Origin of the sequence: Pseudomonas sp. (assembly GCF_002796985.1) — a bacterium.
Classification (GTDB): Bacteria; Pseudomonadota; Gammaproteobacteria; order Pseudomonadales; family Pseudomonadaceae; genus Pseudomonas.
In genome coordinates, this window is the sequence record NZ_PEKX01000007.1 from 36,353 (window position 1) to 61,773 (window position 25,421).

Annotated in this window: 22 protein-coding genes; 10 read left to right on the forward strand and 12 right to left on the reverse strand. The window is 65.1% G+C overall.

All coding sequences use genetic code 11. The features are described from left to right. Positions 1-12: 12 nt before the first annotated feature. From arnF to arnB, 7 genes are read right to left on the reverse strand one after another with little or no spacing between them, the layout of a single operon-like run. On the reverse strand, positions 13-441 hold the full coding sequence (arnF, locus tag CTR55_RS05715; RefSeq protein ID WP_296284928.1) for a 4-amino-4-deoxy-L-arabinose-phosphoundecaprenol flippase subunit ArnF: 429 nt from the start codon (positions 439-441) through the stop codon (positions 13-15). Further along, a complete protein-coding gene (arnE, locus tag CTR55_RS05720) occupies positions 438-782 on the reverse strand; it encodes a 4-amino-4-deoxy-L-arabinose-phosphoundecaprenol flippase subunit ArnE (RefSeq protein WP_296284929.1) in 345 nt (114 codons plus the stop codon). Before arnE ends, arnF begins: the two co-directional genes overlap by 4 nt. Beyond that, positions 779-2,425: a lipid IV(A) 4-amino-4-deoxy-L-arabinosyltransferase gene (gene arnT / locus CTR55_RS05725; RefSeq protein WP_296284930.1), complete on the reverse strand. Its 1,647-nt coding sequence runs from the start codon at positions 2,423-2,425 to the stop codon at positions 779-781. Before arnT ends, arnE begins: the two co-directional genes overlap by 4 nt. Beyond that, positions 2,422-3,306, reverse strand: a complete 885-nt coding sequence (gene arnD, locus CTR55_RS05730) for a 4-deoxy-4-formamido-L-arabinose-phosphoundecaprenol deformylase (RefSeq protein WP_296284931.1) — start codon at positions 3,304-3,306, stop codon at positions 2,422-2,424. Before arnD ends, arnT begins: the two co-directional genes overlap by 4 nt. Beyond that, positions 3,306-5,327 carry a bifunctional UDP-4-amino-4-deoxy-L-arabinose formyltransferase/UDP-glucuronic acid oxidase ArnA gene (gene arnA, locus CTR55_RS05735; protein WP_296284933.1) on the reverse strand — a complete coding sequence of 674 codons (2,022 nt, stop codon included), beginning with the start codon at positions 5,325-5,327 and terminating at the stop codon, positions 3,306-3,308. Before arnA ends, arnD begins: the two co-directional genes overlap by 1 nt. Next, positions 5,324-6,328 carry an undecaprenyl-phosphate 4-deoxy-4-formamido-L-arabinose transferase gene (arnC, locus tag CTR55_RS05740; protein ID WP_296284936.1) on the reverse strand — a complete coding sequence of 335 codons (1,005 nt, stop codon included), beginning with the start codon at positions 6,326-6,328 and terminating at the stop codon, positions 5,324-5,326. The genes arnA and arnC overlap by 4 nt, the downstream gene beginning before the upstream one ends. A gap of 7 nt (positions 6,329-6,335) precedes the next feature. Beyond that, positions 6,336-7,475 (reverse strand): UDP-4-amino-4-deoxy-L-arabinose aminotransferase, encoded by a 1,140-nt coding sequence (gene arnB / locus CTR55_RS05745; protein WP_296284937.1) that lies wholly within the window; start codon positions 7,473-7,475, stop codon positions 6,336-6,338. A 279-nt stretch (positions 7,476-7,754) separates the two neighbouring features. On the opposite strand from arnB, the gene CTR55_RS05750 reads away from it, so the two are divergent. From CTR55_RS05750 to CTR55_RS05765, 4 genes are all read left to right on the forward strand, one after another. Beyond that, positions 7,755-9,800 (forward strand): aminotransferase class I/II-fold pyridoxal phosphate-dependent enzyme, encoded by a 2,046-nt coding sequence (locus tag CTR55_RS05750; RefSeq protein WP_296284939.1) that lies wholly within the window; start codon positions 7,755-7,757, stop codon positions 9,798-9,800. A gap of 70 nt (positions 9,801-9,870) precedes the next feature. Further along, on the forward strand, positions 9,871-10,656 hold the full coding sequence (locus tag CTR55_RS05755; protein WP_296284940.1) for a transporter substrate-binding domain-containing protein: 786 nt from the start codon (positions 9,871-9,873) through the stop codon (positions 10,654-10,656). A 74-nt stretch (positions 10,657-10,730) separates the two neighbouring features. Then, positions 10,731-11,441, forward strand: a complete 711-nt coding sequence (locus tag CTR55_RS05760; protein WP_169941796.1) for an ABC transporter permease subunit — start codon at positions 10,731-10,733, stop codon at positions 11,439-11,441. 13 nt (positions 11,442-11,454) lie between these two features. Then, complete coding sequence (locus CTR55_RS05765; protein ID WP_296284945.1) at positions 11,455-12,204, forward strand: ABC transporter permease subunit; 750 nt, start codon at positions 11,455-11,457, stop codon at positions 12,202-12,204. Between the two features lie 57 nt (positions 12,205-12,261). On the opposite strand, the gene CTR55_RS05770 is transcribed toward CTR55_RS05765, so the two are convergent. After that, positions 12,262-12,885, reverse strand: coding sequence for a TetR family transcriptional regulator C-terminal domain-containing protein (locus CTR55_RS05770; RefSeq protein ID WP_296284949.1), 624 nt, complete (start codon positions 12,883-12,885; stop codon positions 12,262-12,264). A 130-nt stretch (positions 12,886-13,015) separates the two neighbouring features. On the opposite strand from CTR55_RS05770, the gene CTR55_RS05775 reads away from it, so the two are divergent. Further along, positions 13,016-14,029 (forward strand): succinylglutamate desuccinylase/aspartoacylase family protein, encoded by a 1,014-nt coding sequence (locus tag CTR55_RS05775; protein ID WP_296284950.1) that lies wholly within the window; start codon positions 13,016-13,018, stop codon positions 14,027-14,029. Positions 14,030-14,120: 91 nt separating this feature from the next. Here CTR55_RS05775 and CTR55_RS05780 read toward each other — a convergent pair whose 3' ends face one another. The 3 genes from CTR55_RS05780 to CTR55_RS05790 all read right to left on the reverse strand — a co-directional run bounded on the left by CTR55_RS05780 (position 14,121) and on the right by CTR55_RS05790 (position 17,713). Then, the gene (locus tag CTR55_RS05780) at positions 14,121-14,573 is read right to left on the reverse strand and encodes a transposase (RefSeq protein ID WP_296284952.1); all 453 of its coding nucleotides are present in this window, start codon (positions 14,571-14,573) and stop codon (positions 14,121-14,123) included. 169 nt (positions 14,574-14,742) lie between these two features. Then, positions 14,743-16,326: a peptide chain release factor 3 gene (locus CTR55_RS05785; protein WP_296284954.1), complete on the reverse strand. Its 1,584-nt coding sequence runs from the start codon at positions 16,324-16,326 to the stop codon at positions 14,743-14,745. Positions 16,327-16,441: 115 nt separating this feature from the next. Then, positions 16,442-17,713: a sodium:proton antiporter gene (locus tag CTR55_RS05790; protein WP_296284956.1), complete on the reverse strand. Its 1,272-nt coding sequence runs from the start codon at positions 17,711-17,713 to the stop codon at positions 16,442-16,444. Positions 17,714-18,160: 447 nt separating this feature from the next. Here CTR55_RS05790 and CTR55_RS05795 point away from each other — a divergent pair, with 447 nt between their 5' ends. The 5 genes from CTR55_RS05795 to CTR55_RS05815 all read left to right on the forward strand — a co-directional run bounded on the left by CTR55_RS05795 (position 18,161) and on the right by CTR55_RS05815 (position 23,350). After that, positions 18,161-18,877 carry an ABC transporter permease gene (locus tag CTR55_RS05795; RefSeq protein ID WP_296284957.1) on the forward strand — a complete coding sequence of 239 codons (717 nt, stop codon included), beginning with the start codon at positions 18,161-18,163 and terminating at the stop codon, positions 18,875-18,877. A gap of 56 nt (positions 18,878-18,933) precedes the next feature. Then, the gene (locus CTR55_RS05800) at positions 18,934-19,827 is read left to right on the forward strand and encodes a glycine betaine ABC transporter substrate-binding protein (RefSeq protein WP_296286466.1); all 894 of its coding nucleotides are present in this window, start codon (positions 18,934-18,936) and stop codon (positions 19,825-19,827) included. A gap of 1 nt (position 19,828) precedes the next feature. Next, positions 19,829-20,494: an ABC transporter permease gene (locus tag CTR55_RS05805; RefSeq protein WP_296284958.1), complete on the forward strand. Its 666-nt coding sequence runs from the start codon at positions 19,829-19,831 to the stop codon at positions 20,492-20,494. 2 nt (positions 20,495-20,496) lie between these two features. Further along, positions 20,497-21,663 (forward strand): ABC transporter ATP-binding protein, encoded by a 1,167-nt coding sequence (locus CTR55_RS05810; RefSeq protein WP_296284960.1) that lies wholly within the window; start codon positions 20,497-20,499, stop codon positions 21,661-21,663. Between the two features lie 523 nt (positions 21,664-22,186). Continuing rightward, the gene (locus CTR55_RS05815; RefSeq protein ID WP_296284962.1) at positions 22,187-23,350 is read left to right on the forward strand and encodes a type III PLP-dependent enzyme; all 1,164 of its coding nucleotides are present in this window, start codon (positions 22,187-22,189) and stop codon (positions 23,348-23,350) included. 239 nt (positions 23,351-23,589) lie between these two features. Here the strand turns inward: CTR55_RS05815 and CTR55_RS05820 are convergent, their stop codons facing one another. Then, positions 23,590-25,392, reverse strand: coding sequence for a phosphoethanolamine transferase CptA (locus CTR55_RS05820; protein ID WP_296284963.1), 1,803 nt, complete (start codon positions 25,390-25,392; stop codon positions 23,590-23,592). Positions 25,393-25,421 lie beyond the last annotated feature (29 nt).

Here is a 25,421-nt window from a genome sequence, read left to right on the forward strand (position 1 = left end):
GCGGGATTGAGGTCAATCGAACTGCGCGTGCTCGGAGCGAGCGTCGCTGGGTTTGATGACGGTTGTTCTGTTCTGGCGGCGTGGCGCGTTGATTGCGATCACGCCAGCGATCACCAGGGCTACGCCCAGGGTGCGTGACAGGCTCAGGGGTTCGCCCAGGCCCGGCAGCACGGCGGCGCCGAGGTAGACGAGCGCGTAGCTCAGGCTCAGCCACGAGTAGGCGCGGCTGAGCGGCAGATGTTTCAGGGCGAGCAGCCAGCAGAGCATGGACAGGGCGTAGGCCAGCACCGCGCCGGCCAGCGCCAGCAGGGCAGCCACGTCCAGCTGCGCCAGCTCGAACGGCCACTGCGTGGGCAGGCGCGTCATGCTCCAGCGCATGCCCAGTTGCGCGCCGCTGACCAGCAGTACGCTGCCCAGGGCAAAGGCGATGCCGCGCTTCATGAGTGCATCCCCAGCAGGACAACACCACCGACGATCAGAGCCACGCCGAACCAGTGGCGGGCGTCGATACGCTCGCCGAACAGGCGGCTCGCCAGCAGGGTCACCAGGACGAAGTTCAGGCTCAGCATCGGGTAGGCGACGCCCACTTCCAGGCGCTGCAGAACGAGCAACCAGAGCAGCAGCCCGCCGCCCAGGCAGGCGACGGCCAGCATCAGCCAGGGCGAGAAAAGCTTGGCCGAGAGGCTCGACGGCGCGCCGCGCCAGCTTTCCACGGCGAACTTCTGCGCCAGTTGGCCCAGGCAGGTGAGCAGGCAGACGCTGGCCAGCAGCAGGGCGGTCATGGCGCGGCCTGGGGAATCAGCAGGACCACGAGATGGTTCTGCCGGTAGCTGATGGCGTCGCTGGGGAGCATCGCCAGCTCTGCTTCATCGCTGGCGCTGTTGACCCGCATGATCACGCCGATGGAGCCCTCGGCGCGGGCGCGGTCGATCCACGCGTGGATATCTTCTGGGGCGATGCTGCGTCCCCGGCCTTCGGGGTAGCCCAGGCCGTACTTCAACTCGCCCTCGGTGTTGAACAGGGTGATGTCGCTGCGTTGGGTGCGCCAGGCCAGGGCGGTGGCGGCACCCAGGTCGTTGCTCAGCAGGCTGCGCGCACCCTTGAGCTGGTCCAGATGCTCGGCGATGAACTGGTCGGGCATCTTGCTGTTGACCATCTTGTTCGGCATCGCATTGGGCACCAGCGCCACCAGCAGCCAGGCTGCAAAGGCTGGCGCCGCCCAGAGGCGATTGGGGCGCAGCAGTTGCAGCAGGCCGGCGAGCCCCCAGGCGAAGCAGACCAGGGCGATCATCAGCACGCTGGGCAGTTCGTCGTGGTACTGCGGGTGGCGGGCTTGCATGAGCAGCAGGCCGGCCAGCGCGCTGCTGCCCAGCAGCAGGTTGAGCGCGCCGTTGAGTTTCAGGGCGACCTGCTTGCGCTGCTGCAGCGCGCGGCCGATGGCGTCGGCCATCAGCAGGGCCAGCGGGGCGAAGCAAGGCATGATGTAGGTCGGCAGCTTGCCCTTGGCCAGGCTGAAGAACAGGAAGGGCATGGCGAACCACAGCAGCAGGAACACCAGCTTCGAGTCGCGCCAGCCTTTGAGCCCGTTACGCAGCGCGGGGAAGATCAGCACCGCCCAGGGCAGTGCACTGGCGAACAACAGCGGGACGAAGAACCAGAGCGGGCGGCCATGCTGGGCGTCTTCCCCGGCGAAGCGGCGAATGTGCTCGTGCCAGAAGAAGAAGTCCCAGAAGTCCGGCTCGCGGGCATGGATCAGCAGCACCCAGGGGGCGCAGACCAGCGCCGCTACCAGTACGGCGAGCGGCCCGTAGCGCAGCAGTTCGCCGAAACGCTTCTGCAGCACGGCGTAGGGCAGGCCGACGATCACCGGCAGCAGGAAGGCGAGGAACCCCTTGGTCATGAAGCCGAACGCGCAGGCCGCGCCCAGCAGGCTCCAGGCGGCGAAGCGCCCGCGCGCAGTGGTGGCGTCGAAGGCGAACCACAGGGCGCCAAGGCTGAGGTTCACGCACAGGGTGAACTGCGGGTCCAGGTTGGCGTAGCCCGCCTGGCCTGCTATCAGCCCGAAGCTCATGTACAGCAGGCCCGCGGCCCAGGTGCGACGCGGGTCGTTCCACAGCCGGCGGGCGACCAGGATGACCAGCAGGGTGCTCAGCGCGGTCACCAGCGCCGAGCCGAAGCGCACGCCGAACAGGTTCTGCCCGAAAACCGCCTGGCTGGCTGCAGTCAGCCAGTAGCCGCCGGTGGGCTTCTCGAAGTAGCGCAGGCCGAGCAGGTGCGGGGAAACCCAGTCGCCACTCTGCAGCATGGACTGGCTGATCTGCGCGTTGCGTGACTCGTCGGGGATCCACAGTCCGTGGAAGGCCATCGGCAGCAGGATGCACAGCACGAAGGCGGCCAGGAGTGTGGGGTAGGCCAGGCGCTTCATGCGTGCTGGACCCCCAGCCAGCCTTCGCGGCCTGCCAGTTCGCCGCGCACCAGGCGGGCCTCCGGCAGGGTGGTCGGGTCGTCCGGCAGCAGCCGGCCAAGGGGCACGAAGCGAATGCCGCTGGCGCGGGTCTGGGCCAGCAGGCGGCGGAAGTCGTGGGCCATGAGAATGCCCTCGACTTCGGCGTGAATGGTGTACACGTTCAAGGCGTCCATGTCGAAGCGGGAAAGGATGTAGTCGTTGAAGGCGGAGGGAGCCACCTGTGGCCCCACGACTTCGTCGAAGGTCGGCATGTCCACCGGGATCTGCGGGGTGCCGGCGCGGCCGTCGGCCAGGCGCGGGCGGAACGGTGAACGGCCGCGGCAGTCGCTGTTGTAGCGGAAGCCGAAACGCTCCTTGGCTTCCACGGTGCGCTCGTCGGCGCGCCAGCCGGCCACTGCCGAGCACTGCACCGGGTTGCCGAGGATGTCGGCGAGGGTGTCCACGCCGAGGCGGATCTGCTGCTCCAGTTGCTGCGCGCTCCAGCGCCCGGCGTTGGCCTGCCAGCCGTGGTGGTCCCAGGCGTGCAGGCCGACTTCGTGGCCGGCGTCCTGGGCGCGCCGCATCAGGTGGCCCAGGTCGCGGCCGATGGGCTTGCCCGGCCAGGCGGTGCCGGCCAGGAGGATGTCCCAGCCATACAGCCCGGCGGCATTGGAGCGCAGCATCTTCCACAGGAACTGCGGGCGAATCAGGCGCCACAAGTGCCGACCCATGTTGTCGGGGCCGACGCTGAAGAAGAAGGTCGCCTTCACGTCGGCCTCGGCGAGCATGTCCAGCAGCCGTGGCACACCATCACGGGTGCCACGGTAGGTGTCGACGTCGATGCGCAGTCCCGCTCTCATCAGGCGATGCTTTTCTTCAGCGGGACGGCGTGGGGCACACCGCCGGCACGTTCAGCCAGGGCTTCACGGAGGAAGAAGTCCAGGGTCTTGCCGATGGTGGCGGCCAGCTCCACGCTCGGCTGCCAGTTCAGCAGGCGGCGAGCGTTCTCGATGCTCGGTTTGCGGTGCGAAACGTCCTGGTAGCCTTCGCCGTAGAAGCTGCGGCTTTCCACTTCGCGGAAGCCGGCGAAGGGCGGGAACTGGTCGCGCAGCGGGTGAGCCTCGAACTGGCGCAGCAGTTCTTCGCCCAACTGGCGGATGCTGGCTTCGTTGTCCGGGTTGCCAATGTTGACGATCTGCCCGTCGCAGCGGCTGCCGTCGTTGTCGATGATCCGTGCCAGCGCCTCGATGCCGTCGTCCACGTCGGTGAAGCAGCGCTTCTGCTCGCCGCCGTCGACCAGGCGGATCGGGGTGCCTTCCACCAGGTGCAGGATCAGCTGGGTGATGGCGCGGGAGCTGCCGATGCGGGCTGAGTCCAGACGGTCCAGGCGCGGGCCCATCCAGTTGAACGGACGGAACAGGGTGAACTTCAGGCCCTTCTGGCCATAGGCCCAGATGACGCGGTCGAGCAGTTGCTTGGAGACCGAGTAGATCCAGCGCTGCTTGTTGATCGGGCCGACGATGAGGTTGGACTTGTCTTCGTCGAAGTTGGCGTCGCTGCACATGCCGTACACCTCGGAGGTGGACGGGAAGATCACGCGCTTGTTGTACTTCACGCAGTAGCGGACCAGCTTGAGGTTTTCCTCGAAGTCCAGCTCGAACACGCGCAGCGGGTTGCGGGTGTATTCGATGGGCGTGGCGATGGCCACCAGCGGCAGGACCACATCGCACTTCTTGATGTGGTACTCGATCCACTCGGTGTGGATGCTGATGTCGCCTTCGACGAAGTGGAAGTCCGGGTTGCCCTTCAGGCGTTCGATGGCATCGGAGCCGATGTCCAGGCCATAGACCTCGTAGTTGCCGTCGCGCAGCAGGCGCTCGGAGAGGTGGTTGCCGATGAAACCGTTGACGCCGAGGATCAGTACGCGGGTCTTGCGCTTGGGTTTGCCGACGCCGCCGTGCAGGCGCGAGCCGTCCACCAGGCCCATCTCGCGGGCCAGTTGGGGGCCGGCGAGGAACAGGCCGCTGTCGCCCTGCTGGCCGGAGAGGATTTCCAGCGAGTCTTCGCCGCAGGCGATGCGCAGCGGTTCAACGGAAAGCACGGAGCCGGGCGCCAGGCCGTTGTTGCCGGCGACCAGACGCGAGCTCCAGACGATCAGCTTGCGATCGCCCACCGGGGCGAAGGCGCCGGGGTACGGCTGGGTCACGGCGCGCACCAGGTTGTGCAGTTCGCGGGCAGGGCGTTTCCAGTCGAGCTGGCCGTCCGCCGGCGTGCGGCGACCGAAGTAGCTGGCGCGGGATTCGTCCTGGGCGACTTCCTGCAGCTCACCGCGCGCCAGGCGGGGGAGCGCGGCAGCGAGCAGTTCGCGGGTGGCTTCGCGCAGCTTGCCGTGCAGCACCAGTGCGGTGTCATCAGGGGCAATGGCGACGCTCTGCTGGGCGAGGATGCCACCGGCGTCGGCGCGCTTGACCATGCGGTGCAGGGTCACGCCGGTTTCGCTTTCGCCATTGACCAGAACCCAGTTGGCCGGGGCGCGGCCACGGTAGCGCGGCAGCAGCGAACCATGCAGGTTGTAGGCACCGACGGCGGCGCAGGCCAACAGGTCTTCGCTGAGCAGATGGCGGTAATAGAAGGAGAAGATGTACTGCGGCTGCAGCTCGCGGATGCGCGCGACCCACAGCGGATGGTTGACGTCTTCCGGAGCGTGCACGGGAATGCCCAGGCGTGCGCAGAGCTGCGCCACCGAGCCGTAGAAGCGATTTTCCTTGGGATCGTCGGCGTGGGTGAAGACGGCGTCGATCTGGTAACCGGCGGCGAGCAGCGCCTCGATGCCGGCGCAGCCGAAGTCGTGATAGGCGAAGACGATGGTCTGCTGGGTCATGGCTGGATGGACTCGAAAGAAGGGGAAGAAGAGGAAATCTGCGGACGCGGCGCATCGGCGCGGACGATGCGCTCGATGAAGAAGCGGGGACGGGCGCGCACATCGTTGTACATGCGGCCCAGGTACTCACCGAGCAGGCCCATGCCGACCAGCTGCACGCCGGTGAACATGAACAGCACGGCGAACAGCACGAATGTGCCGTGGCCGGCCCAGGCGGCGCCGAACAGCAGTCGCAGCACCAGCAACATCAGCGCGAAAGCGAAGCCGGCCACTGCCATGCCGCCGCCGACGAAAGACAGCAGGCGCAGCGGCGAGGTGGTCATGCAGGTGACCAGGTCGAACATCAGGTTGATCAGGCGCACGAAGTCATACTTCGATTCGCCGTGCTCGCGCTCGGCGTGGGCGACGAGAATCTCGCTGGTGTGGCGGGCGAAACTGTTGGCCAGGATCGGGATGAAGGTGCTGCGCTCGCGGCAGGCGAGCATCGCCTTGACGATGCTCGCGCGGTAAGCGCGCAGCATGCAGCCGTAGTCGTTCATGGCGACGCCGGTAGAGCGCTGCACGGCGAGGTTGATCAGCTTCGACGGCCAGCGGCGCAGGGCGGAATCCTGGCGTTGCTGGCGTACGCTGCCGACCACGTCGTAGCCCTTGGCGGCTTCTTCCACCAGGCGCGGGATTTCTTCCGGCGGGTTCTGCAGGTCGGCGTCGAGGGTGATCACCAGGTCGCCCTGGCATTGCTCGAAGCCGGCCATGATCGCGGCGTGCTGGCCGTAGTTGCGGTTGAGGATCACCGCCACCACGTGGCTGCCGGGCGCCTCGGCGGCTTCCTGCAGCAACTCGGCAGAGCTGTCGCGGCTGCCGTCGTCGATCAGCACGATCTCGTAGTCGCGGCCCAGTTGTTCGCAGGCGGCGTTGGTACGGCGCAGCAGCTCGGGCAGGCTGGCCTCTTCGTTGTACACCGGGATGACGATGGACACACGGTGGATCGGATAGGGTTTCACGACGGCATTACCGGATCAGAGTTTCGATGGCGTCGACCACGCGGTCCTGGTCGTCGCGGGTCATGTCGGGGAACAGCGGGATCGAGACGATCCGCGAGGAGTTCCACTCGGTGTTGGGCAGCTGCACCTTCGGGTAGCGCTGGCGGTAGTAGCTGTGCAGGTGGCTGCCGATGAAGTGGATGCCGGTGCCGATGCCGCGTTGCTGCAGGCCCTGCATGAAGGCGTCGCGGTCTATGCCGCAGCGTTCTGCATCGATGCGCAGGACGTACAGGTGCCAGGCGTGGTGTTGCGGGTAGTCAGGGATCGCCAGCGGTTGCACCGGCAGGTGGGCCAGGCGCTCCGCGTAAGTAGCGGCCAGTTCGGCTCGACGGGCGTTGATCGCTTCGAGCCTGGGCAGTTGGACCAGGGCGATGGCGGCGTTGATGTCGGTGAGGTTGTACTTGAAGCCCGGCTCGACTACCTGGGCCTGCGGCTTGCGGCCGTGGGTCAGGCGGTCATAGGCGTCGACGCCCAGGCCGTGGAACTTCAGGGTGCGCACGCGATTGGCCAGGGCATCGTCGTCGGTGACGAACATGGCGCCTTCGGCGCAGGTGAGGTTCTTGATCGCGTGGAAAGAGAAGATCGCGGTGCCGCGCTGTCCCACCGGGCGACCGCGGTAGAGGGTGCCAGCGGCGTGGGCGGCATCCTCGATGACGGCGAGGCCGTGGCGCAGGGCGAGCTCGTCGATCGGGTCCATGTCGCAGGCGGCGCCGGCGTAGTGCACCGGGATGATCGCGCGGGTACGCGGGGTGATCGCGGCCTCGATGCGCGCGGCGTCGGTCATCAGGGTGTCGCGGTCGACATCGACGAACACCGGCGTCGCGCCCAGCAGGCTGATCATGTTGACCGTGGACACCCAGGTCTGCGACGGGGTGATCACCTCGTCACCGGGGCCGATGCCCAGGGCCATCAGTGCCAGGTGCATGCCGCCGGTGGCGGAGGACAGCGCGATGGCGTGTCGGCAACCGATGGATTGAGCGAAGCGTTGTTCCAGTTCCGCGTTCTTCGGCCCGGTGGTGATCCAGCCCGAACGCAGGACTTCATTGACTGCCTGGATCTCCTCCTCGCCGATGCTGGGGCGGGAGAAAGGGAGGAAGGGCATTTCCATGTGGTGTTCCAAAGGCCGTGCCGGCTCTGTCAGGGGGTGAGAGAACGCTACGGGGGAGATCGTTAAGAAGCCGTTAAGTGGATGTCGTTATTCCGTTCGTCGGTCAGACTTGCGACATGCAGCACCGGAAGGCGGGAAGCTGTTTGAGTGAACGGTCTGAAAACGACATATCTGATGTCGGAAAACGCTGTTGAACACTCGTTCATCCTTGGCTATGGTGGCCCCACATTCCTACGGATCTATCCGCAGGACGTTCCGTCATTCGGATGAGGCCCTTGCATGCGTTATTCGTCGCTTGTGGACAGGATGGTCGGGCCCGGCGTCGCCGCCTGGGACATTCACTACGCCGCCATTGCCGCCCAGCGAGCCGGTCGCGACGTGATAGTGCTCAGCGTCGGTGACCCCGATTTCGCCACGCCGGACTTCATCACCGAGGCCGCCATCACCTCGCTGCGCGCCGGTGATACGCATTACAGCGACGTGGCCGGCAAACCCGCACTGCGCCAGGCGATCGCCGCGCTGCATGAGCGGCGATTCGGGCAAAAGGCGGGCGCGGAAAATGTCATCGTCGTCGCCGGAGCACAGAACGGCCTGTTCGCCGCCGCGATGTGCCTGCTGGAGAAGGGCGACGAGGTCATCGTCTTCGACCCGGTCTACGTCACCTACGAAGCCACGCTGAAGGCCACTGGCGCGGTATTGGTGCCGGTGCCGACCCGTCCGGAAAGCGGCTTTCGCCCCCTGGCAGCCGACCTCGCTGCCGCGATTACCCCGCGCACCAAGGCGATCTTCTTCGCCAACCCGAACAACCCCACCGGCGTCGTGCTGAACCGCGACGAGCTGCTGGCCATCGCCGAGCTGGCCCAGGCCCATGACCTTTGGGTAGTGGTGGACGAGGTCTACGAGGGGTTGACCTTCGAGCGCGAGCACCAGGGCTTTGCCGCCTTGCCGGGCATGGCCGAGCGCACCCTGAGCATCGGCAGCCTGTCGAAATCCCATGCGATGACCGGCTGGCGCGCCGGTTGGGTCGTCGCCAACCCGACACTGGTCGGGCACCTGGAAAACCTTGCGCTGAACATGTTCTACGGCCTGCCGGGCTTTGTGCAGGAGGCCGCGCGGGTGGCGGTGGAGCGCCATGACGAGGTGGTGTCGTCGATGCGCGAGATCTACCGCCGTCGCCGTGACCTGGTGGTCGCGGCGCTGAGCGACTGCCCCCGTGTGAAAGTTCTGAAGCCCGAAGCCGGCATGTTCGTCATGGTGGATGTGCGCGATACCGGCCTCAGTTCGCTGGATTTCTCCTGGCAGCTGTTCCATGCCAGCGGTGTGTCCGTGCTCGACGCAGCGGCCTTTGGCCCGCAGGCGGAGGGCTTTGTGCGGCTGTCCTTTGGCTTGAGCGACGAGAGCATGGCGGAGGCTTGTGCGCGGATCATCCGCTTTGTCGAATCCCTGCCGGCACGCCCTGTAGGAGCGAGCTTGCTCGCGAACCTGCCTCAGCCACCGAAACATCAGGAGCGTTCGCGAGCAAGCTCGCTCCTACAAGAGTTGACGCAGCCCGCGAGCAAGCCCGTCATCGAAGTACGCGATATCCACAAGCGCTTCGGCGATTTCGAGGTACTCAAGGGCGTATCGCTGTCGGCCCGCGAGGGCGAGGTGATTTCGCTGATCGGCGCCAGCGGCTCGGGCAAGAGCACGCTGCTGCGCTGCATCAACATGCTGGAGATTCCCAACCAAGGTTCGGTCACGGTCAACGGCGAAACCATCCGCCTGACGCAGAACCGCCAGGGCGATCCGATGGTCGCCGACCAGAAGCAACTCACGCGCATCCGCTCGCAGCTGGGCATGGTGTTCCAGAGCTTCAACCTGTGGCCGCACCGCACCGTGCTGGAGAACCTGATCGAGGCGCCGACGTTCGTCCTTCATGAGAGCAAAACCGAGGCCCGCGAGCGCGCCGAGGCGCTGCTGGAGCGCGTCGGCCTGGCGGAGAAGCGCCACGAATACCCGGCCTTCCTCTCCGGTGGCCAGCAGCAGCGCGTCGCCATCGCGCGTGCCCTCGCCGTGCGGCCTAAAGTGATGCTGTTCGACGAGCCGACCTCGGCGCTGGACCCGGAGCTGGTGGGCGAAGTGCTGCGGGTAATCCGCTCGCTGGCCGAGGAGGGGCGGACCATGATCCTGGTCACCCACGAGATGGCTTTCGCCCGCGATGTCTCCAGCCATGTGGCTTTCCTGCACAAGGGCCTGATCGAAGAGGAAGGCACGCCGGAAGAAGTTTTCTCGCGACCGCGCAGCGAGCGCTGCCGGCAGTTCGTCAACGCGCACCAGAATCGCTGACCGATGCCGCGCAGTCGGCGCATCGATGAGCGTGACCCAACACTCAATAAAAACAATGCAGGGGATCACGATGAACAAGAAAGGTCTGTGCAATCTGATGGTGGGTGCGGCGATGCTGGTGGCTGGCGTGGCAAGCGCCCAGGCCGAGACGATCCGCTTCGCCCTGGCCGCCGAGCCCTATCCGCCGTTCTCGCAGAAGCAGCCTGACGGCAGCTGGGTCGGCTTCGAGCCGGACCTGATCCACAAGGTCTGCGCCGAGATGAAGGCCACCTGCGAGATTGATGAAGTGGCCTGGGACGGCATCATTCCGGCGCTGCTGGCGAAGAAGATCGACGTGATCTTCAACTCCCTGTCGATCACCGACGAGCGCGAAAAACAGATCGCCTTCAGTCGCCCCTACTACGACACCCCGGTCGCGGTTGCCGCGCCGCAGGCCGTGGACGTGCAGGTCACTCCCGAAGGACTGAAGGGCAAGACCATCGGCGTGCAGATATCCACCGTCAGCTCCAACTACCTGAAGAAGTACTACGAGAAGATTGCCGACGTGCGCTACTACGACACCCAGGACTCGGTGAACGCCGACCTGGTCGCCGGGCGCATCGACCTGATGATGGCCGACGGCATCGCCGTGGCGTCCTTCGTCAAGTCGCCGGATGCGCAGGCAGCCGGCATCGTCAGCAAGGGCGAGGTGAAGTACGACCCGGTGTTCGGCCGTGGCGTCGGCGCCGGCATGCGCAAGGACGACACCGCGCTGAAGGCGAAGATGGACGAAGCCATCGGCAAGCTGCTCGCCAGCGACGATTACAAGACGCTGTCGGACAAGTACTTCGGCATGAGCGTCGCGCCCAAGCAGTGATCCCGGCGTGAGCTGGACCCGTGCCCGCTGCGGGCACGGGGATGACCCCTGACCCTCCTATCCTGGAGACGGCCATGCAAAGCATCTTCGACCTGATCGGCTTCGGCCCCACCGGCTGGGGCCCGGCCCTGCTCAAGGGGCTGCTGGTCACCCTGCAGATTTCCGTTGGCGCCTTTCTCGTCGGCCTGCTGATCGGCCTGGCGGCGGCCAGCGCCAAGATCGGCGGACCGCGCCCGCTGGCGATGCTGGCGCGCGGCTATACCACGCTGTGCCGGGCGGTGCCGGAGCTGCTGCTGATCCTGCTGCTGTTCTACGTCGGCTCCATGGGCCTGAACCAGTTCTTCGAGTGGCTCGGCTACGGCCAGGTGAAGCTCAACGGCATGATGGTGGCCATCGTCGTGCTCGGCCTGGTGCAGGGGGCGTATGCCTCGGAAATCTTCCGTGGCGCGATCCAGTCGATTCCCTTCGGCCAGATCGAAGCGGCGCGCGCCTATGGCATGCACGGCTTCGGCCTGTTCCGTCGGGTGACCCTGCCGATGATGGCGCCCAACGCGCTGGCCGGCATGGCCAACCTGTGGGTGAACCTGATCAAGGACAGCGCGCTGATCAGCGTGGTGGGCACCAACGAGCTGCTTTACACCGCCAAGCAGGCGGCCGGCTCGACCCGTCACTACCTGACCTTCTACCTCACCGCGGCGGCGCTGTACTACGTGCTCACCGTGCTTTCCAACCTGTTCGCGGGCTACCTGGAGCGGCGCTTCCGCCGCTGGATTCCGGCGGTCTGAACGAGGCGCGGCGATGAACGAACACTGGCTATTCGTCTACGGAGCCCTGCTGCTCAAGGGCCTGGGCACCACTCTGGTGATCCTGCTGATTTCCGCCACGCTGGGCTTCGCCCTGGCGCTGGTCGTGGCGCTGGCGCGGATGTCGCGCAACTTCCTGGTCTCGCGCCTGGCGCTGGCGTACACCAGCGTCATTCGCGGCACGCCGCTGCTGGTGCAGATCTACATCTTCTATTACGGCCTGGGCAGCCTGTTCGCGCAGTTCCCGCTGATCCGCGGCAGCTTCCTCTGGCCATACCTGCGCGATGGCTTCTGGTACATCGTCATCGCATTGATCCTCTCGGTCGGCGCCTATGTCGGCGAGGTGGTGCGCGGCGGCCTGAAGGCCGTGCCGCGTGGTGAGCTGGAGGCCGCTTCGGCGTTCGGCATGAACCGCACGCTGGTGCTATATCGCGTCTGGCTACCACGGGCGATCCGCCTGCTGTTGCCGACCCTGGCGGGGGAGAGCGTGATGCTGCTCAAGTCCACCGCGCTGGCTTCCACCATCGCCGTGGTCGATCTGCTCGGCGCGGCCAACGTGGTTCGCGCGCAGACCTTCCAGGTCTACGAGCCGCTGCTGTTGGTGGCGGCGATCTATGTCTGCCTGACCTTCATCATCGAGGCGCTGTTCGCCGTGCTGGAGCGCACCACGCCGGTCCGCCGCGAGGCGCAGAAGCCGCCGCAGCGCAGCTGGTTCGGTAAACGCCGTGCGAGAACGGCAGTTTGAGATTTCACGGCTCGTCCAAGGATATCCAGCCGACGCGCAGCAGATCGTTGCCGAGCCTCAGGCGTAGGCGCCGCGTCTGAGGCCTTCCACCCAGCAGCGGCTGAGTTCGAGGCCGTCGGCGGCGCTGAAGTTGGTCGGGTTCAGGCACCACTCCAGCCACAGGCCGTCGAGCATGGCGGACAGGCCGATGGCGGCCAGGCGTGGGCGCGCCACGCCGAAGCCTTCGGCGCTGGCGAGTTCGCTGATGAGTTTTTCCAGGAGCGTGAGGTAGCTCTGGTAGCCACGCTCATGTGCCTCGTTCACCGGCGGTGAGTGGCGTATCAGGCTCCAGAACACCACCCAGGGGCTGAGCAGGTCGGGGTCCAGCACCTGGGGCGAAAAGGAGCCGGTGAGGAAGGCTTCCATGCGCGCGACAGGGTCGCTGCCGACGGCATCGACTTGCTGGTAAAGGGCCTGGGTGACTTCACTGGCGAGGGTCTCGTAGGCCTGCGCGACCAGTGCGTCGATGCTGCCGAAATGGTGGTTGACCAGGCCGACGGCAACGCCGGCTTCCTTGGCGATGCGGCGCACCGAGATACCCGCGTGGCCATCGGCGACCAGACACCTGAGGCAGGCGCGCACGAGATGGTCGCGGCGTTCCTCGGGCGTGGCTCGCTGGGCTTTCTGGCGGGGGATATCCAAGGGCTGGCGTCCTGTGTTGCGGGGTGCCGGTACGCGGCGAACGGTTTCGATACTAGGAGGCGCCGGGGAAGATTTCCATGGGCACTTCGGACAGAGAGCAGACACAGACCAGACAGGGGAGAAAGTGCAGATGATCGAGGACGTATCCTTCGTCGTACCCGGTGATTCCGGCGCCGAGTTGTGTGTGCGCGCCTGGCGCATCGACAGCGGCAGACCCGGGCCCAGGGTGTACCTGCAGGCGGGTGTGCACGCCGATGAAATCGCCGGGATGCTGGTGCTGCACGAGCTGCTGCCACGTCTGTGTGACGCCGCCGAGCGGGGTGTGCTGAACGGCAGCGTGACGCTGGTGCCGCAGGCCAACCCCATCGGTATCGGGCAGTTCCGTCAAGGGCGGATTCTCGGGCGCCACCACGACTCGACGTCGCGCAATTTCAACCGTGGCTTCATCGCTTCGGCCGCCGCCAGCGGGACGCTGGACAACCTCACGCTGTGGCAGAAGCGCTTGGCCGAATTGGCCGCGCCGGCAGACATCGTGCTCGACCTGCACACCGATGACGAAGCGTTGCAGTACCTGTACATCCACGAGTGCTTCTGGCCCGCCGCGCAGGACCTCGCCGCCGCGCTGCGCGCGGAGCTGGCGATCATCTGGGAAGGCAATGGCGATGGCGCGTTCGAGGAGGTGGTGATCGCCCCTTGGCTAGCCGAGCAGCGATTCGCCGGGCGCCTAGTGGCGACCGTTGAATTGCGCGGACAGGGCGACGTCAGCGATGCGCTGGCGCAGCAGGATGCCGACGGGCTCTATCGCTTCCTCGGGGCGCGCGGCGTGGTGACCGACGCCGAAGCGTTGCCGGAGTGGAAGGGCGTCGCCACACCAATGGGCTTCATGGAAACCGTGTTCGCCCCGGCGGCGGGTGTGCTGGTTTTCGAGCGGGAACTGGGTGAGCACATCGAGGCAGGGGAGCGCTTCGCGCGAATCATTTCCCGGCCTGGCGATGCCAGCAGCGAACACATCCTGCGCGCACCGCAGGACGGGCTGCTCGCCACGCGCTATCGCGACCGGCTGATCCCGCAGGGCGCCATCGCCGCGAAGCTGACCGGCAGGGCGACGTCCAGCACCTGGAGCTCGGGTGCGCTCGATCCGTAGGATGCTGCTTTTCGTAGGAGCGAGCTTGCTCGCGAACAAACCCCGCTGCGGGGCCGGGTTCGCGAGCAAGCTCGCTCCTACAGGCTATGCGTTACAGCCAGATGGCGTTCCAGAAGGGGTACTCGCGGACCGATCGAACCAACCCGGCGCGGATGGGATTGGCGACCAGGTAACGGGCTGCGGCTTTCAGGTCTTCGTCACGGCGCAGGGCATGATCGTGATAGCCCGATTGCCAGACTTTGCCACTGCGGCCTGTTGATCTATTCAGGGCGATTGCCGTGCGCGACTTAAGCTGCTGCATGCAACTATCGAGATTCATTTCGTCCAGTACGATCAGGCAGTGCAGATGATCTGGCATGAGCACCCAGGCATGGATTTCAGCAGGTGCGTGCTGGGGAAAAGAATGAATTTCCCGTGCAACCGCCTGCGCGCTACTCCACTCGTTAAAGATCTGTTCACGTTGATTGGCCACTGTGGTGACTAAGTAGATCTGACCGGGTATTGAGTGCCGTCCATTACGCAAATCCTTGCCATGAAATCCCATAGCCAATCCCCCTCGCAATCCAGCGCCAAAGATTGCAGAGGAGGCCGGGCCTGACTGTAGGAGCGAGCTTGCTCGCGAACCTGCTGGGTCCGGTTCGCGAGCAAGCTCGCTCCTACGAAAAGACAAATGAAAACGCCCGCGCAAGGCGGGCGTTTTGTGGGCGGCGAACTCAGTGGTGTTCGCGGGTGGCGCGGAAGGTGACGTCCGGCCAGCGCTCTTCCATCAGCGCCAGGTTGACGCGGGTCGGGGCCAGGTAGGTGAGGTGGCCACCGCCGTCCACGGAGAGGTTCTCGAAGGCCTTGTCCTTGAACTCCTTGAGCTTCTTCTCGTCCTTGCACTCGATCCAGCGCGCCGACCAGACGTTGATCTGCTCGTAGGCGCACTCGACCTTGTATTCCTCCTTCAGGCGGCTGGCGACGACGTCGAACTGCAGCACGCCGACGGCGCCGAGGATGATGTCGTTGTTGCGCTCGGGGAAGAAGACTTGCGTCGCGCCTTCCTCGGCCAGCTCCTGCAGGCCCTGGCGCAGCTGCTTGGATTTCAGCGGGTCCTTCAGGCGTACGCGGCGGAACAGTTCCGGGGCGAAGTGCGGGATGCCGGTGAAGCCCAGCGCCTCGCCTTCGGTGAAGGTGTCGCCGATCTGGATGGTGCCGTGGTTGTGCAGGCCGATGATGTCGCCGGCGAAGGCCTCTTCCAGCTGCTCGCGCTCGCTGGAGAAGAAGGTCAGCGCGTCGGCGATCTTCACGTCCTTGCCCAGGCGTACGTGGCGCATCTTCATGCCCTTCTCGTACTTGCCCGAGCAGATGCGCATGAAGGCGATGCGGTCGCGGTGTTTCGGGTCCATGTTCGCCTGGATCTTGAACACGAAGCCGGAGAATTTCTCTTCGGTCGGCTGCACCACGCGCTCGTTGGCGCCACGCTCCAGCGGCTGCGGGGCCCAGTCGACGATGCAGTCGAGCACCTGGTCGACGCCGAAGTTGCCCAGCGCGGTACCGAAGAACACCGGGGTCATCTCGCCCTTGAGGAAGGCTTCCTTGCTGAACTCGTGGCAGGCGCCCTGCACCAGCTCCAGCTCTTCGAGGAAGTTGTCGTAGAGGTCGCCCAGGTGCGCGCGGGCTTCGTCCGAGTCGAGCTTGTCGATGATCTTCGTCTCGATGCGCTCGTGGCCGTGGCCGGGCACGTAGACGATGATCTTGTCCTGGGCGAGGTGATAGACGCCCTTGAAGTCGCGGTAGCAACCGATCGGCCAGGTGATCGGCGCGGCCTTGATCTTCAGTACCGCTTCGATTTCGTCGAGCAGCTCGATGGGGTCGCGGATGTCGCGGTCGAGTTTGTTGATGAAGCTGACGATGGGCGTGTCGCGCAGCCGGCAGACTTCCATCAGGGCGATGGTGCGTGGCTCTACACCCTTGCCGCCGTCGAGGACCATCAGCGCCGAGTCCACCGCGGTCAGGGTGCGGTAGGTGTCTTCGGAGAAGTCTTCGTGGCCGGGGGTGTCGAGCAGGTTGATCATGTGCTCGCGGTAGGGGAACTGCATCACCGAGGTGGTGATGGAGATGCCGCGCTGCTTCTCCATCTCCATCCAGTCGGAGGTGGCGTGGCGGTCGGACTTGCGCGACTTCACGGTACCGGCGACGGCGATTGCCTTGCCCATCAGCAGGAGCTTCTCGGTAATGGTGGTCTTACCGGCGTCGGGGTGGGAGATGATCGCGAACGTGCGGCGCTTCGCGACTTCGGCGGCTTGGATGCTCATGGATGGGTGCCTGGTCGATTCGGTGAAGACGGGCGGCGAGCGGCCCGAAAAGCGCGGGATTATAGCGTAAAGCGCTGCGTCGCCGGCAGACCCGGCGACGCAAGGCTTGCGGCCGTCAGTGATCGCTGTCGGCAGCGGGCTCGGCGCCCTTGTAGATGCGTCGTACCAGCGGGCCGATGGACAGGCCCTGAAGCAGGATCGACACCAGCACCACGATGTAGGTGAGGCTGAGGATCAGGTCGCGCTGCTCGCCCAGCGGCAGGGACAGCGCCAGGGCGACCGAGACGCCACCGCGCAGGCCGCCCCAGACGAGGATGCGGATGGTGCCGGTGGGCACCTGGCGGCGTCCGGATGCGGTCTGGCGCAGCGCCAGGATGACCGGGGCCACGGTGAGCAGGCGCGACACCAGCACCGCACCGCCGAGGGTGAGGCCGGCGACCACATGCAGCCAGTTGAACGGCAGCAGAAGCAGTTCCAGGCCGATCAGGGCGAACAGCAGGGCGTTGAGAATCTCGTCGATCAGCTCCCAGAACTTGTCGATGTAGCGCCGCGTCTCGTCGGACATCGCGTATTGGCGTACGTGGTTACCGATGATCAGGCCGGCGACCACCATGGCGATCGGCGCCGAGACATGCAGCCGCGCAGCCAGTGCCGCGCCTCCGATCACCAGGGCCAGGGTCAGCATGACCTCCACCTGATACTGGTCGATGCCGCGCATCATCAGGAACACCCCGTAGCCCAGTGCCGCGCCGAACAGCAGGCCGCCGACGGCTTCCTGCACGAACAGCCAGGCGATGGTCGAGGCGCTGGGCGTTTCGCCGGCCAGGAGGATGCCCAGCAGGAGGGTGAAGACCACCACGGCGGTGCCGTCGTTGAACAGCGATTCGCCGACGATGGTGGTGGCAAGCGGCTTGGGCGCGCCGGCGGACTTGAGGATGCCCAGTACCGCGATAGGGTCGGTGGGCGAGATCAGTGCGCCGAACAGCAGGCAGTAGATGAAGTCCACGTGCCAGCCGAACAGGGCGAAGGTGTAGTAGGCCAGGTAGCCGATCACAGTGGTGGCGATCAGCACGCCGAAGGTGGCCAGCAGGGTGATCGGCCACTGGTAGTTGCGCAGGTCGGCGAGGTTGACGTGCAAGGCGCCGGCGAACAGCAGGGCCGGGAGGAACCAGGTCATCAGCACATCGGAGAAGTCGATGCGGCTGATCATTTGCTGCATCTCGACTTCCAGGACCGGATAACCGGCCATCGACAGCCCCTGGGCGATCAGTGAGAACACCAGGGCGGTGGCCATCACGCCGATGGTCGGCGGCAGGCGGATGAAGCGGTAGTTGACGTAGGTGAGCAGGGTGGTCAGCGCGATGAACGCCGCAGCCAGATCGAGCATGGTGATGAATCTCCGTGGTAGGCAAGACGCCGGCCCCGAGTGACCTATCCATGGGTCGGGGGCACGCGAAAGGAGCCCGATGATAACCGCTGAGCCAATCAGCGCGCGTTTTCGCCGGGCGCATTCGGCGTTGGGCAAGTGCCGATAGGCGATGGTTCACCCGGATCGAGGATTTTTTCGAAAAAAAGTATGTCGGCCACAGCCCCCGGACCATGGGGGCTGCGGCCGAATGGGCCGCCGCGCGATGGCACAAGGATGGCAATTGGATTGAACGTAACGGCACGCGGCGGGGTCCACCCCTTCGCGACGTCAATCCACAAGCTAATCGCAAGTGCCTGATTCTCGTTGCATTTAATGACGGCCCCAACGCAATTTCATGGACGGGGCCGAGCGTCAAGTGAGCGCGGCGATGCCAGTCGCCGCGCACCCGAAGGGAGTCCCCCAACCATGGTGAAGTCCACCACGGGCAAGGCCCTGTTCGGCGTCTGCTTCGCAGTCGTTGTGCTGGCTTTGCTGATCCACTGGATCACCCCCGCCACTTTGTGGCAGTACCGCGAAGACCTGCTGTTCTATCTGCAGGCGCACCTGGTCCTGGTGTTCGCGTCCATGCTGGCCGCCATTGCGGTCGGTATCCCCGCCGGCATGTTGCTCAGTCGGCCGGCCCTGCAAGGGCAGGCTGAACGCCTGATGCAGGTGTTCAACGTCGGCAACACCATCCCGCCGCTGGCCGTGCTGGCCATCGCCCTGGCGATAGTCGGGATCGGCAACGGCCCGGCGATCCTCGCGCTGTTCCTCGCATCCTTGCTGCCCATCGTGCGCAATACCTACGAGGGCCTGCGCGCCGTGCCGGCCTCGCTCAAGGAAGCAGCCACCGGCATTGGCATGACGCCGCGCCAGGTGCTGCTGCGTGTCGAGTTGCCCAACGCCGTTCCGCTGATCATGGGCGGCGTACGCATCGCCCTGGCGTTGAACGTCGGTTCTGCGCCGCTGGCGTTCCTGATTGGCGCCAACAGCCTGGGCAGCCTGATCTTCCCCGCCATCGCCCTGGACGACCAATCCAAACTGCTGCTCGGCGCCGTGTGTACCGCCCTGCTGGCGCTGGTGCTCGATGGCCTGGTGGTGCTGTTCAGCCGTGGTTTCCTCGAACGGGGGCTGGCGAAATGAATGCCTCTATCAAAGGAGCCCGCATGACTCGACGTCTGCTTGGCGCGTTGGGCCTGATGCTCACCGTCGTCACTGGCGCTGCCCAGGCGGCCGATGTGATCCGCATCGGCGGCAAACCGTTCACCGAACAGCGCATCCTCACCGCCATCACCGCGCAGTACCTGCAGAGCAAGGGCTACGAGGTGAAGGTCACCAACGGCCTGGGCAGCACTCTCGCGCGCAGCGCCCAGCAGAGCGGCCAGTTGGACCTGGTCTGGGAGTACACCGGCTCGTCGCTGATCGTCTACAACAAGGTCAAGGACAAGCTGGACGCCCAGCAGTCCCTGGCCAAGGTCCGTGAGCTGGACGGCAGGAAGGGCCTGGTCTGGCCCAAGCCTGCGCCGTTCAACAACACCTATGCGCTGGCGATGCCCGAGGAGCAGGCCGAGCAACTCGGCGTGCGCACCCTGAGCGACCTCGCGCGGGTGATGAAGGAGCAGGGCGAGAAGAACACCCACCTGTTCGCCATGGACCCGGAATTCGCCGGGCGCCCCGATGGCCTCGGGCCGATGAGCGAGCTGTATGGTTTCCACTTCACCCGTGACGACGTGCGGCAGATGGATGCCGGGCTGGTGTACACCGCGCTGAAGAACCGTCAGGTGTTCGTCGGCCTCGTCTACACCACCGACGGCCGCCTGAAGGACTTCAAACTACGCGTGCTGGAAGATGACAGGCACTTCTTCCCGTTCTACAACGCCGCCCCGGTGATGCGCGCCGACCTGCTGGAGAAACGCCCGGAGTTGAAGACCCTGTTCGAACCTATCTCCGATCTGCTCGACGACCAGACCATGCAGGCGCTCAACGCCCAGGTCGATATCCAGCAGGAACCGCCGCAGCGCGTGGCACAGCGGTTCCTGCGCGAGCACGGTCTGCTGGGCGACAAGGCCAACCCTGCGCAGGAGGAGAACTGACATGGACTTCATGACCGTGATTTCCCGCCTGGACTGGGCGCAGGTCGGCCAGCTGACGCTGCAGCATCTGATGCTGGTGTCCATTGCCGTGGGCCTGGCCATCGTCGTCGGCGTGCCGCTGGGCGTGCTGATGACGCGCTTCAAGTGGCTGTCCGGGCCGCTGCAGGGCGCCGCCACCGTGGTGCTGACCATCCCGTCCATCGCGCTGTTCGGCCTGATGCTGCCGCTCTACTCGAAGATCGGCCAGGGCCTCGGCCCGCTGCCGGCGATCACCGCGGTGTTCCTCTATTCGCTGCTGCCGATCCTGCGCAACACCTTCCTCGCGCTGACCAACGTCGAGCCCGGCATCCGCGAGGCCGGCAAGGGCATCGGCATGACCTTCTGGCAACGCCTGCGGATGGTCGACATCCCCATCGCCGTGCCGGTGATTCTCGCGGGCGTGCGCACCGCCGTGGTGATGAACATCGGGGTGATGACCATCGCCGCGGTGATCGGCGCCGGTGGCCTGGGCGTGCTCATCCTCAATTCCATCAGCCAATCCAACATGCCCATGCTGGTGGTCGGCGCCGTGCTGGTGAGCCTCTTGGCCATCGCCGCCGACCTGCTGCTGCAGTGGTTGCAGCGTGCGCTCACCCCGAAGGGCCTGCGCCCGCAGACAGGAGACTGAACATGATCGAACTCGACCAACTGACCAAGACCTTCACCCTCAAGGACGGCAAGGAATTCCGCGCCGTGGACAAGGTCAGCCTGACCGTGGAGAAGGGCGAGATCTGCGTGTTCCTCGGCCCCTCCGGTTGCGGCAAGACCACCACGCTGAAGATGATCAACCGGATCATCCAGCCGACTTCCGGGCGCGTGCTGATCGACGGCCAGGACACCGCTGAACTGGACGAGGTGACCCTGCGCCGGCAGATCGGCTACGTGATCCAGCAGATCGGCCTGTTCCCCAACATGACCATCGAGGAAAACATCATGGTCGTGCCGCGCCTGCTCGGCTGGGACAAGCAGAAGTGCAAGGACAAGGCGCGCGAGCTGATGGCCATGGTCAAGCTCGAACCCAAGCAGTACCTGTCGCGCTACCCGCGCGAGCTGTCGGGCGGGCAGCAACAGCGTATCGGCGTGATCCGCGCGCTGGCGGCCGATGCGCCGCTGCTGCTGATGGACGAGCCGTTCGGTGCGGTGGACCCGATCAACCGCGAGTCGATCCAGAACGAGTTCTTCGAGCTGCAGCGCAAGCTGGGCATGACCGTGATCATGGTCAGCCACGACATCGACGAGGCGATCAAGCTGGGCGACAAGGTGGCGGTGTTCAAGAGCGGCCGGCTGCTCCAGTACGATCATCCGGACACCCTGCTGGCGCACCCGGCGGACGAATTCGTCAGCGCCTTCACCGGCCAGGACAGCACTCTGAAGCGCCTGCTGCTGGTGCGTGCCGAGGATGCCGCGGACAGCAGCATCGTCACCGCCAACCCGCAGACCCCTGTTGCCGAGGCGCTGGAGAAGATGGAGGAAGACGACCGCCGCTACCTGGTGGTGGTCGACGGCAGCGGCAAGGGATTGGGCTATGTGCGCCGCAAGGACATGCGTCGCCAGCAGGGCGCGTGCAGCGACTTCCTCAACGAATTCCGCGTCACTGCCAGCCACGACGAGCACCTGCGCATCCTGTTGTCGCGCATGTATGAATTCAACAGCTCGTGGCTGCCGGTGCTGGATGCCGAGGGGCAGTTCCTGGGCGAGGTGACGCAGGAGTCGATTGCCGATTACCTGAGTTCGGGGCGCTCGCGTGGGCGCAAGACCAATATCGTTTCGCCGGCGGAGGTGGCGCAGGCGTCGTAGGACGTTAACTGTAGGAGCGAGCTTGCTCGCGAACCTGCTCCTCCGCTGCGGAGTGGTTCGCGAGCAAGCTCGCTCCTACAAGGACACAAAAACCTCGGACGTTCCCCTCCCGCCCCACCCATCCCTGTCAGCTGAACTCCCCCCTCTGTCACCTGTCGTTAACTCAGTAGGACGATGATGCAGAAACCCGTCGAAAGCCCCGTTCTGTGCGGTATTCCGTGCATTTTGTTGAGTATCCAAAACAGTCAACCGGTAGTGCGACAAAGGGATGTAAAAAAGCGGCAATTCAGGGTTGAACTCACGAACTTCAGGTCCTAAAGTTCGCGCCCGAACGTCCATGCTGGAAACGATCCATCCGGCTCAAGTACTGACGACGAGAGATTTTCTGGAAGTCCTTTCAGCCAGGCACCAGGTGATACTCGGCGACATGCCTTGGGAAGTAGGCGAACCAAAGTGGGGAAACGGATTCGACGTTCAGCTTCACCCCTACGAATAACCTGTTCTGCCATTTGGAGTCCCAAGCATGTCCATCAAGGTCGAGGATTACTTCGCCCCCGAAACCTTCCAGCGCATGAAGGCGTTTGCCGACAAGCAGGAAACCCCCTTCGTCGTCATCGACAAGCAGACCATTTCCGATGCCTACGACCAGCTGACCGGCTGCTTCCCGTTCGCCAAGATCTACTACGCGGTGAAGGCCAACCCCGCCACCGAGATCACCGAACTGCTGCGCGACAAGGGCTCGAACTTCGACATCGCCTCCATCTATGAGCTGGACAAGGTGATGAAGACCGGCGTGCGCGCCGAGCAGATCAGCTACGGCAACACCATCAAGAAAGCCCGCGACATTCGCTACTTCTATGAGAAGGGCGTGCGCCTGTTCGCCACCGACTCCGAGGCCGACCTGCGCAACATCGCCAAGGCCGCGCCGGGCTCCAAGGTCTACGTGCGCATCCTCACCGAAGGCTCCACTTCGGCCGACTGGCCGCTGTCGCGCAAGTTCGGCTGCCAGTCGGACATGGCCATGGACCTGCTGGTGCTGGCCCGCGACCTGGGCCTGGTGCCCTACGGTGTGTCCTTCCATGTCGGCTCGCAGCAGCGCGACATCGGCGTGTGGGACGCGGCCATCGGCAAGGTGAAGGTCATCTTCGAGCGCCTGAAGGAAGAAGACGGCATCGAGCTGAAGCTGATCAACATGGGCGGCGGCTTCCCGGCCAACTACATCGCCAAGACCAACAGCCTGGAAACCTACGCGGAAGAGATCATCCGCTTCCTCAAGGAAGACTTCGGCGACGAGCTGCCGGAAATCATCCTGGAGCCGGGCCGCTCGCTGATCGCCAACGCCGGCATCCTGGTCAGCGAAGTGGTGCTGGTAGCGCGCAAGTCGCGTACCGCCGTCGAGCGCTGGGTGTTTACCGACGTGGGCAAGTTCTCCGGCCTGATCGAAACCATGGACGAGTCCATCAAGTTCCCGATCCATGTGGAGAAGGCCGGCGAGCTGGAAGAAGTGGTGATCGCCGGCCCGACCTGCGACAGCGCGGACATCATGTACGAGCACTACAAGTACGGCCTGCCGCTGAACCTGGCGGCTGGCGACCGCCTGTACTGGCTGTCCACCGGCGCCTACACCACCAGCTACAGCGCGGTGGAATTCAACGGCTTCCCGCCGCTGAAGGCGTTCTACCTGTAAGTCTCGCGGCAATGAACAAGCCCCGCTGATGCGGGGCTTTTTCTTTTGCGGCAGCGGATGTCCCTTGAGAGCCGCTGCTCCAGCCGGTGAGCTGGGCGCTTGAGCTCTTCGTAGGAGCGAGCTTGCTCGCGAACGCATAACGCCGTGCCTGCCCAATCCTGCGGAAAGCCAGAATCGTCACGCTCCAGAATGAAAAACGCCCCGCAAGGGCGGGGCGTTTGCATTGCATCACGGAGGACTCAACCCTCCTTGGGGTGCTTCTGCTCTGGGGCCTGGGCGGTGGCGGGGGCCTTGGCGTCCTTGGCGATTTCCTGCTCCTGTGCGGCCTTGTCCAGCGGCAGCTTGTCGAAGTCGCGCAGGCCGTCCTTCTTGTACGGGTCGCCAATCCAGCGCGGAGCGGCGGCGAACTGCTGGTTCACCAGGCTCTTGGCCGGCTCGTAGCGGTCGTAGCTCAGGCCGGCGAGGTCCGACAGTGTGTGGATCAGGTGCGAGCTGCTGTAGGAACGATTGGCCACCGCCTGCAGATCGCGCGGGTGCTCGGCCTGCCAGCTCGGCGAAGTCCAGACCATGAACGGGATGGTGTACATCGGTCGGGTCGGGTCCGACTCGTTGCGACCCAGGCGGTCGTGGTTGCCTGTGCTGTAGACCTCTTCGCCGTGGTCGGAGAGGTAGAGCATGAAGCCGTTGGCGTTGGCGGCGGAGTAGCGCTTGATCAGGCTCGACACCACGAAGTCGTTGTAGCGCACTGCGTTGTCGTAGAAGTTGTAGGTTTCCACCTGGTCATCCGACAACGCCGAGGGCGCGCCCTGGCGGTCCTTGAAGTAGGCGAACTCATCCGGATAGCGGTAGCGGTAGTCCATGTGCGTGCCCAGCAGGTGGATCACGATGAACTTCTTCTGTGCCGGGTCCTTCAGGGCCTTCTCGAACGGGTCCAGCACCACGCCGTCGTACTGGCTGGCGTTCTGGTTGCGCTGGTTGTTCAGGTACACCGGCTCGTCCGTCTGCTGGGAGAAGGTGGTGAGCATGGTGTTGCGCTTGGTCATCGTCTGCTGGTTGGTGATCCAGAAGGTCTTGTAGCCTGCCTGTTTCATCAGGTTGATCAGCGACGGATCGGTGAGGAACTTGTCCGGGTTCTGCTCATCGCCGAAGGTGAGGATCTGCTGCATCACCTCGATGGTGTAGGGGCGCGGCGCGACCACGTTCTGGAACACGGTGAGGTCCTTGCCGTTGGCGGCGAGGGCGTCGAGGTTCGGCGTGGTGTCACGGCCGTAGCCATACAAATGCATGTGCTGGCGGGTGGTGGATTCGCCCAGCACCAGCACCAGGGTGCGCGGGGCTTCACCGCTGCTGTCCTTGAGGTTCTGCAGCGGTGGCAGCGAGGCGTTCTGCTGCAGCAGCTTCTGCATGTTGTCCAACTGCTGGCGGTACTGGGCGTAGCCCACCACCAATTGCCACGGCACAGCCGGCTCCATGCGCGACTGCACCTTCTCCAGCGCCTGGGCGAAGGTGCGCTCCTGGGTGACCATCTGCTTGTAGAAGGGATAGAGCAGGTTCATGGCCACCAGCAGCACGGCCACCGGCACGCGGGTGTAGAGCGGCAGGGTGACCGGGCGGATGCGCCTCCACAGCAGCACGGCGACCACGGTGTAGGCCAGCAGCGCCAGGCACAGCCAGAGGCTGAAGTACTGGCTGAAGTATTCGCCGGCCTCGGCGGTGTTCGACTCGAACATCACGAAGATGACGCTCTGCGAGAACTCCTGGTGATAGATGCCGAAGTAGCTCAGGCCCACCAGCGAGGCGCCCCAGAGCACCAGGCCGATGACGGCGGCAATGCCCTTGGTGAAGCGCGGCAGCAGCAGCGGCGGTGCGAGCCACAGGCTGCTGAGGAAGAAGGCGTCGCGGAAGCCGGCGAAGCCCGTGGTGCCGCTGAACAGGATCAGCGCCTGGGTGACGCCGGAGAAGTACCAGAAGAACAGCAGGAGCCAGCCCAGGCCGGCCCAGTCCACGCCTTTGCGCGCTGTGGGTGATGTAGTGTTCGACACTTGTGCCTCGTTGTTGCGTGGTGGCTGCC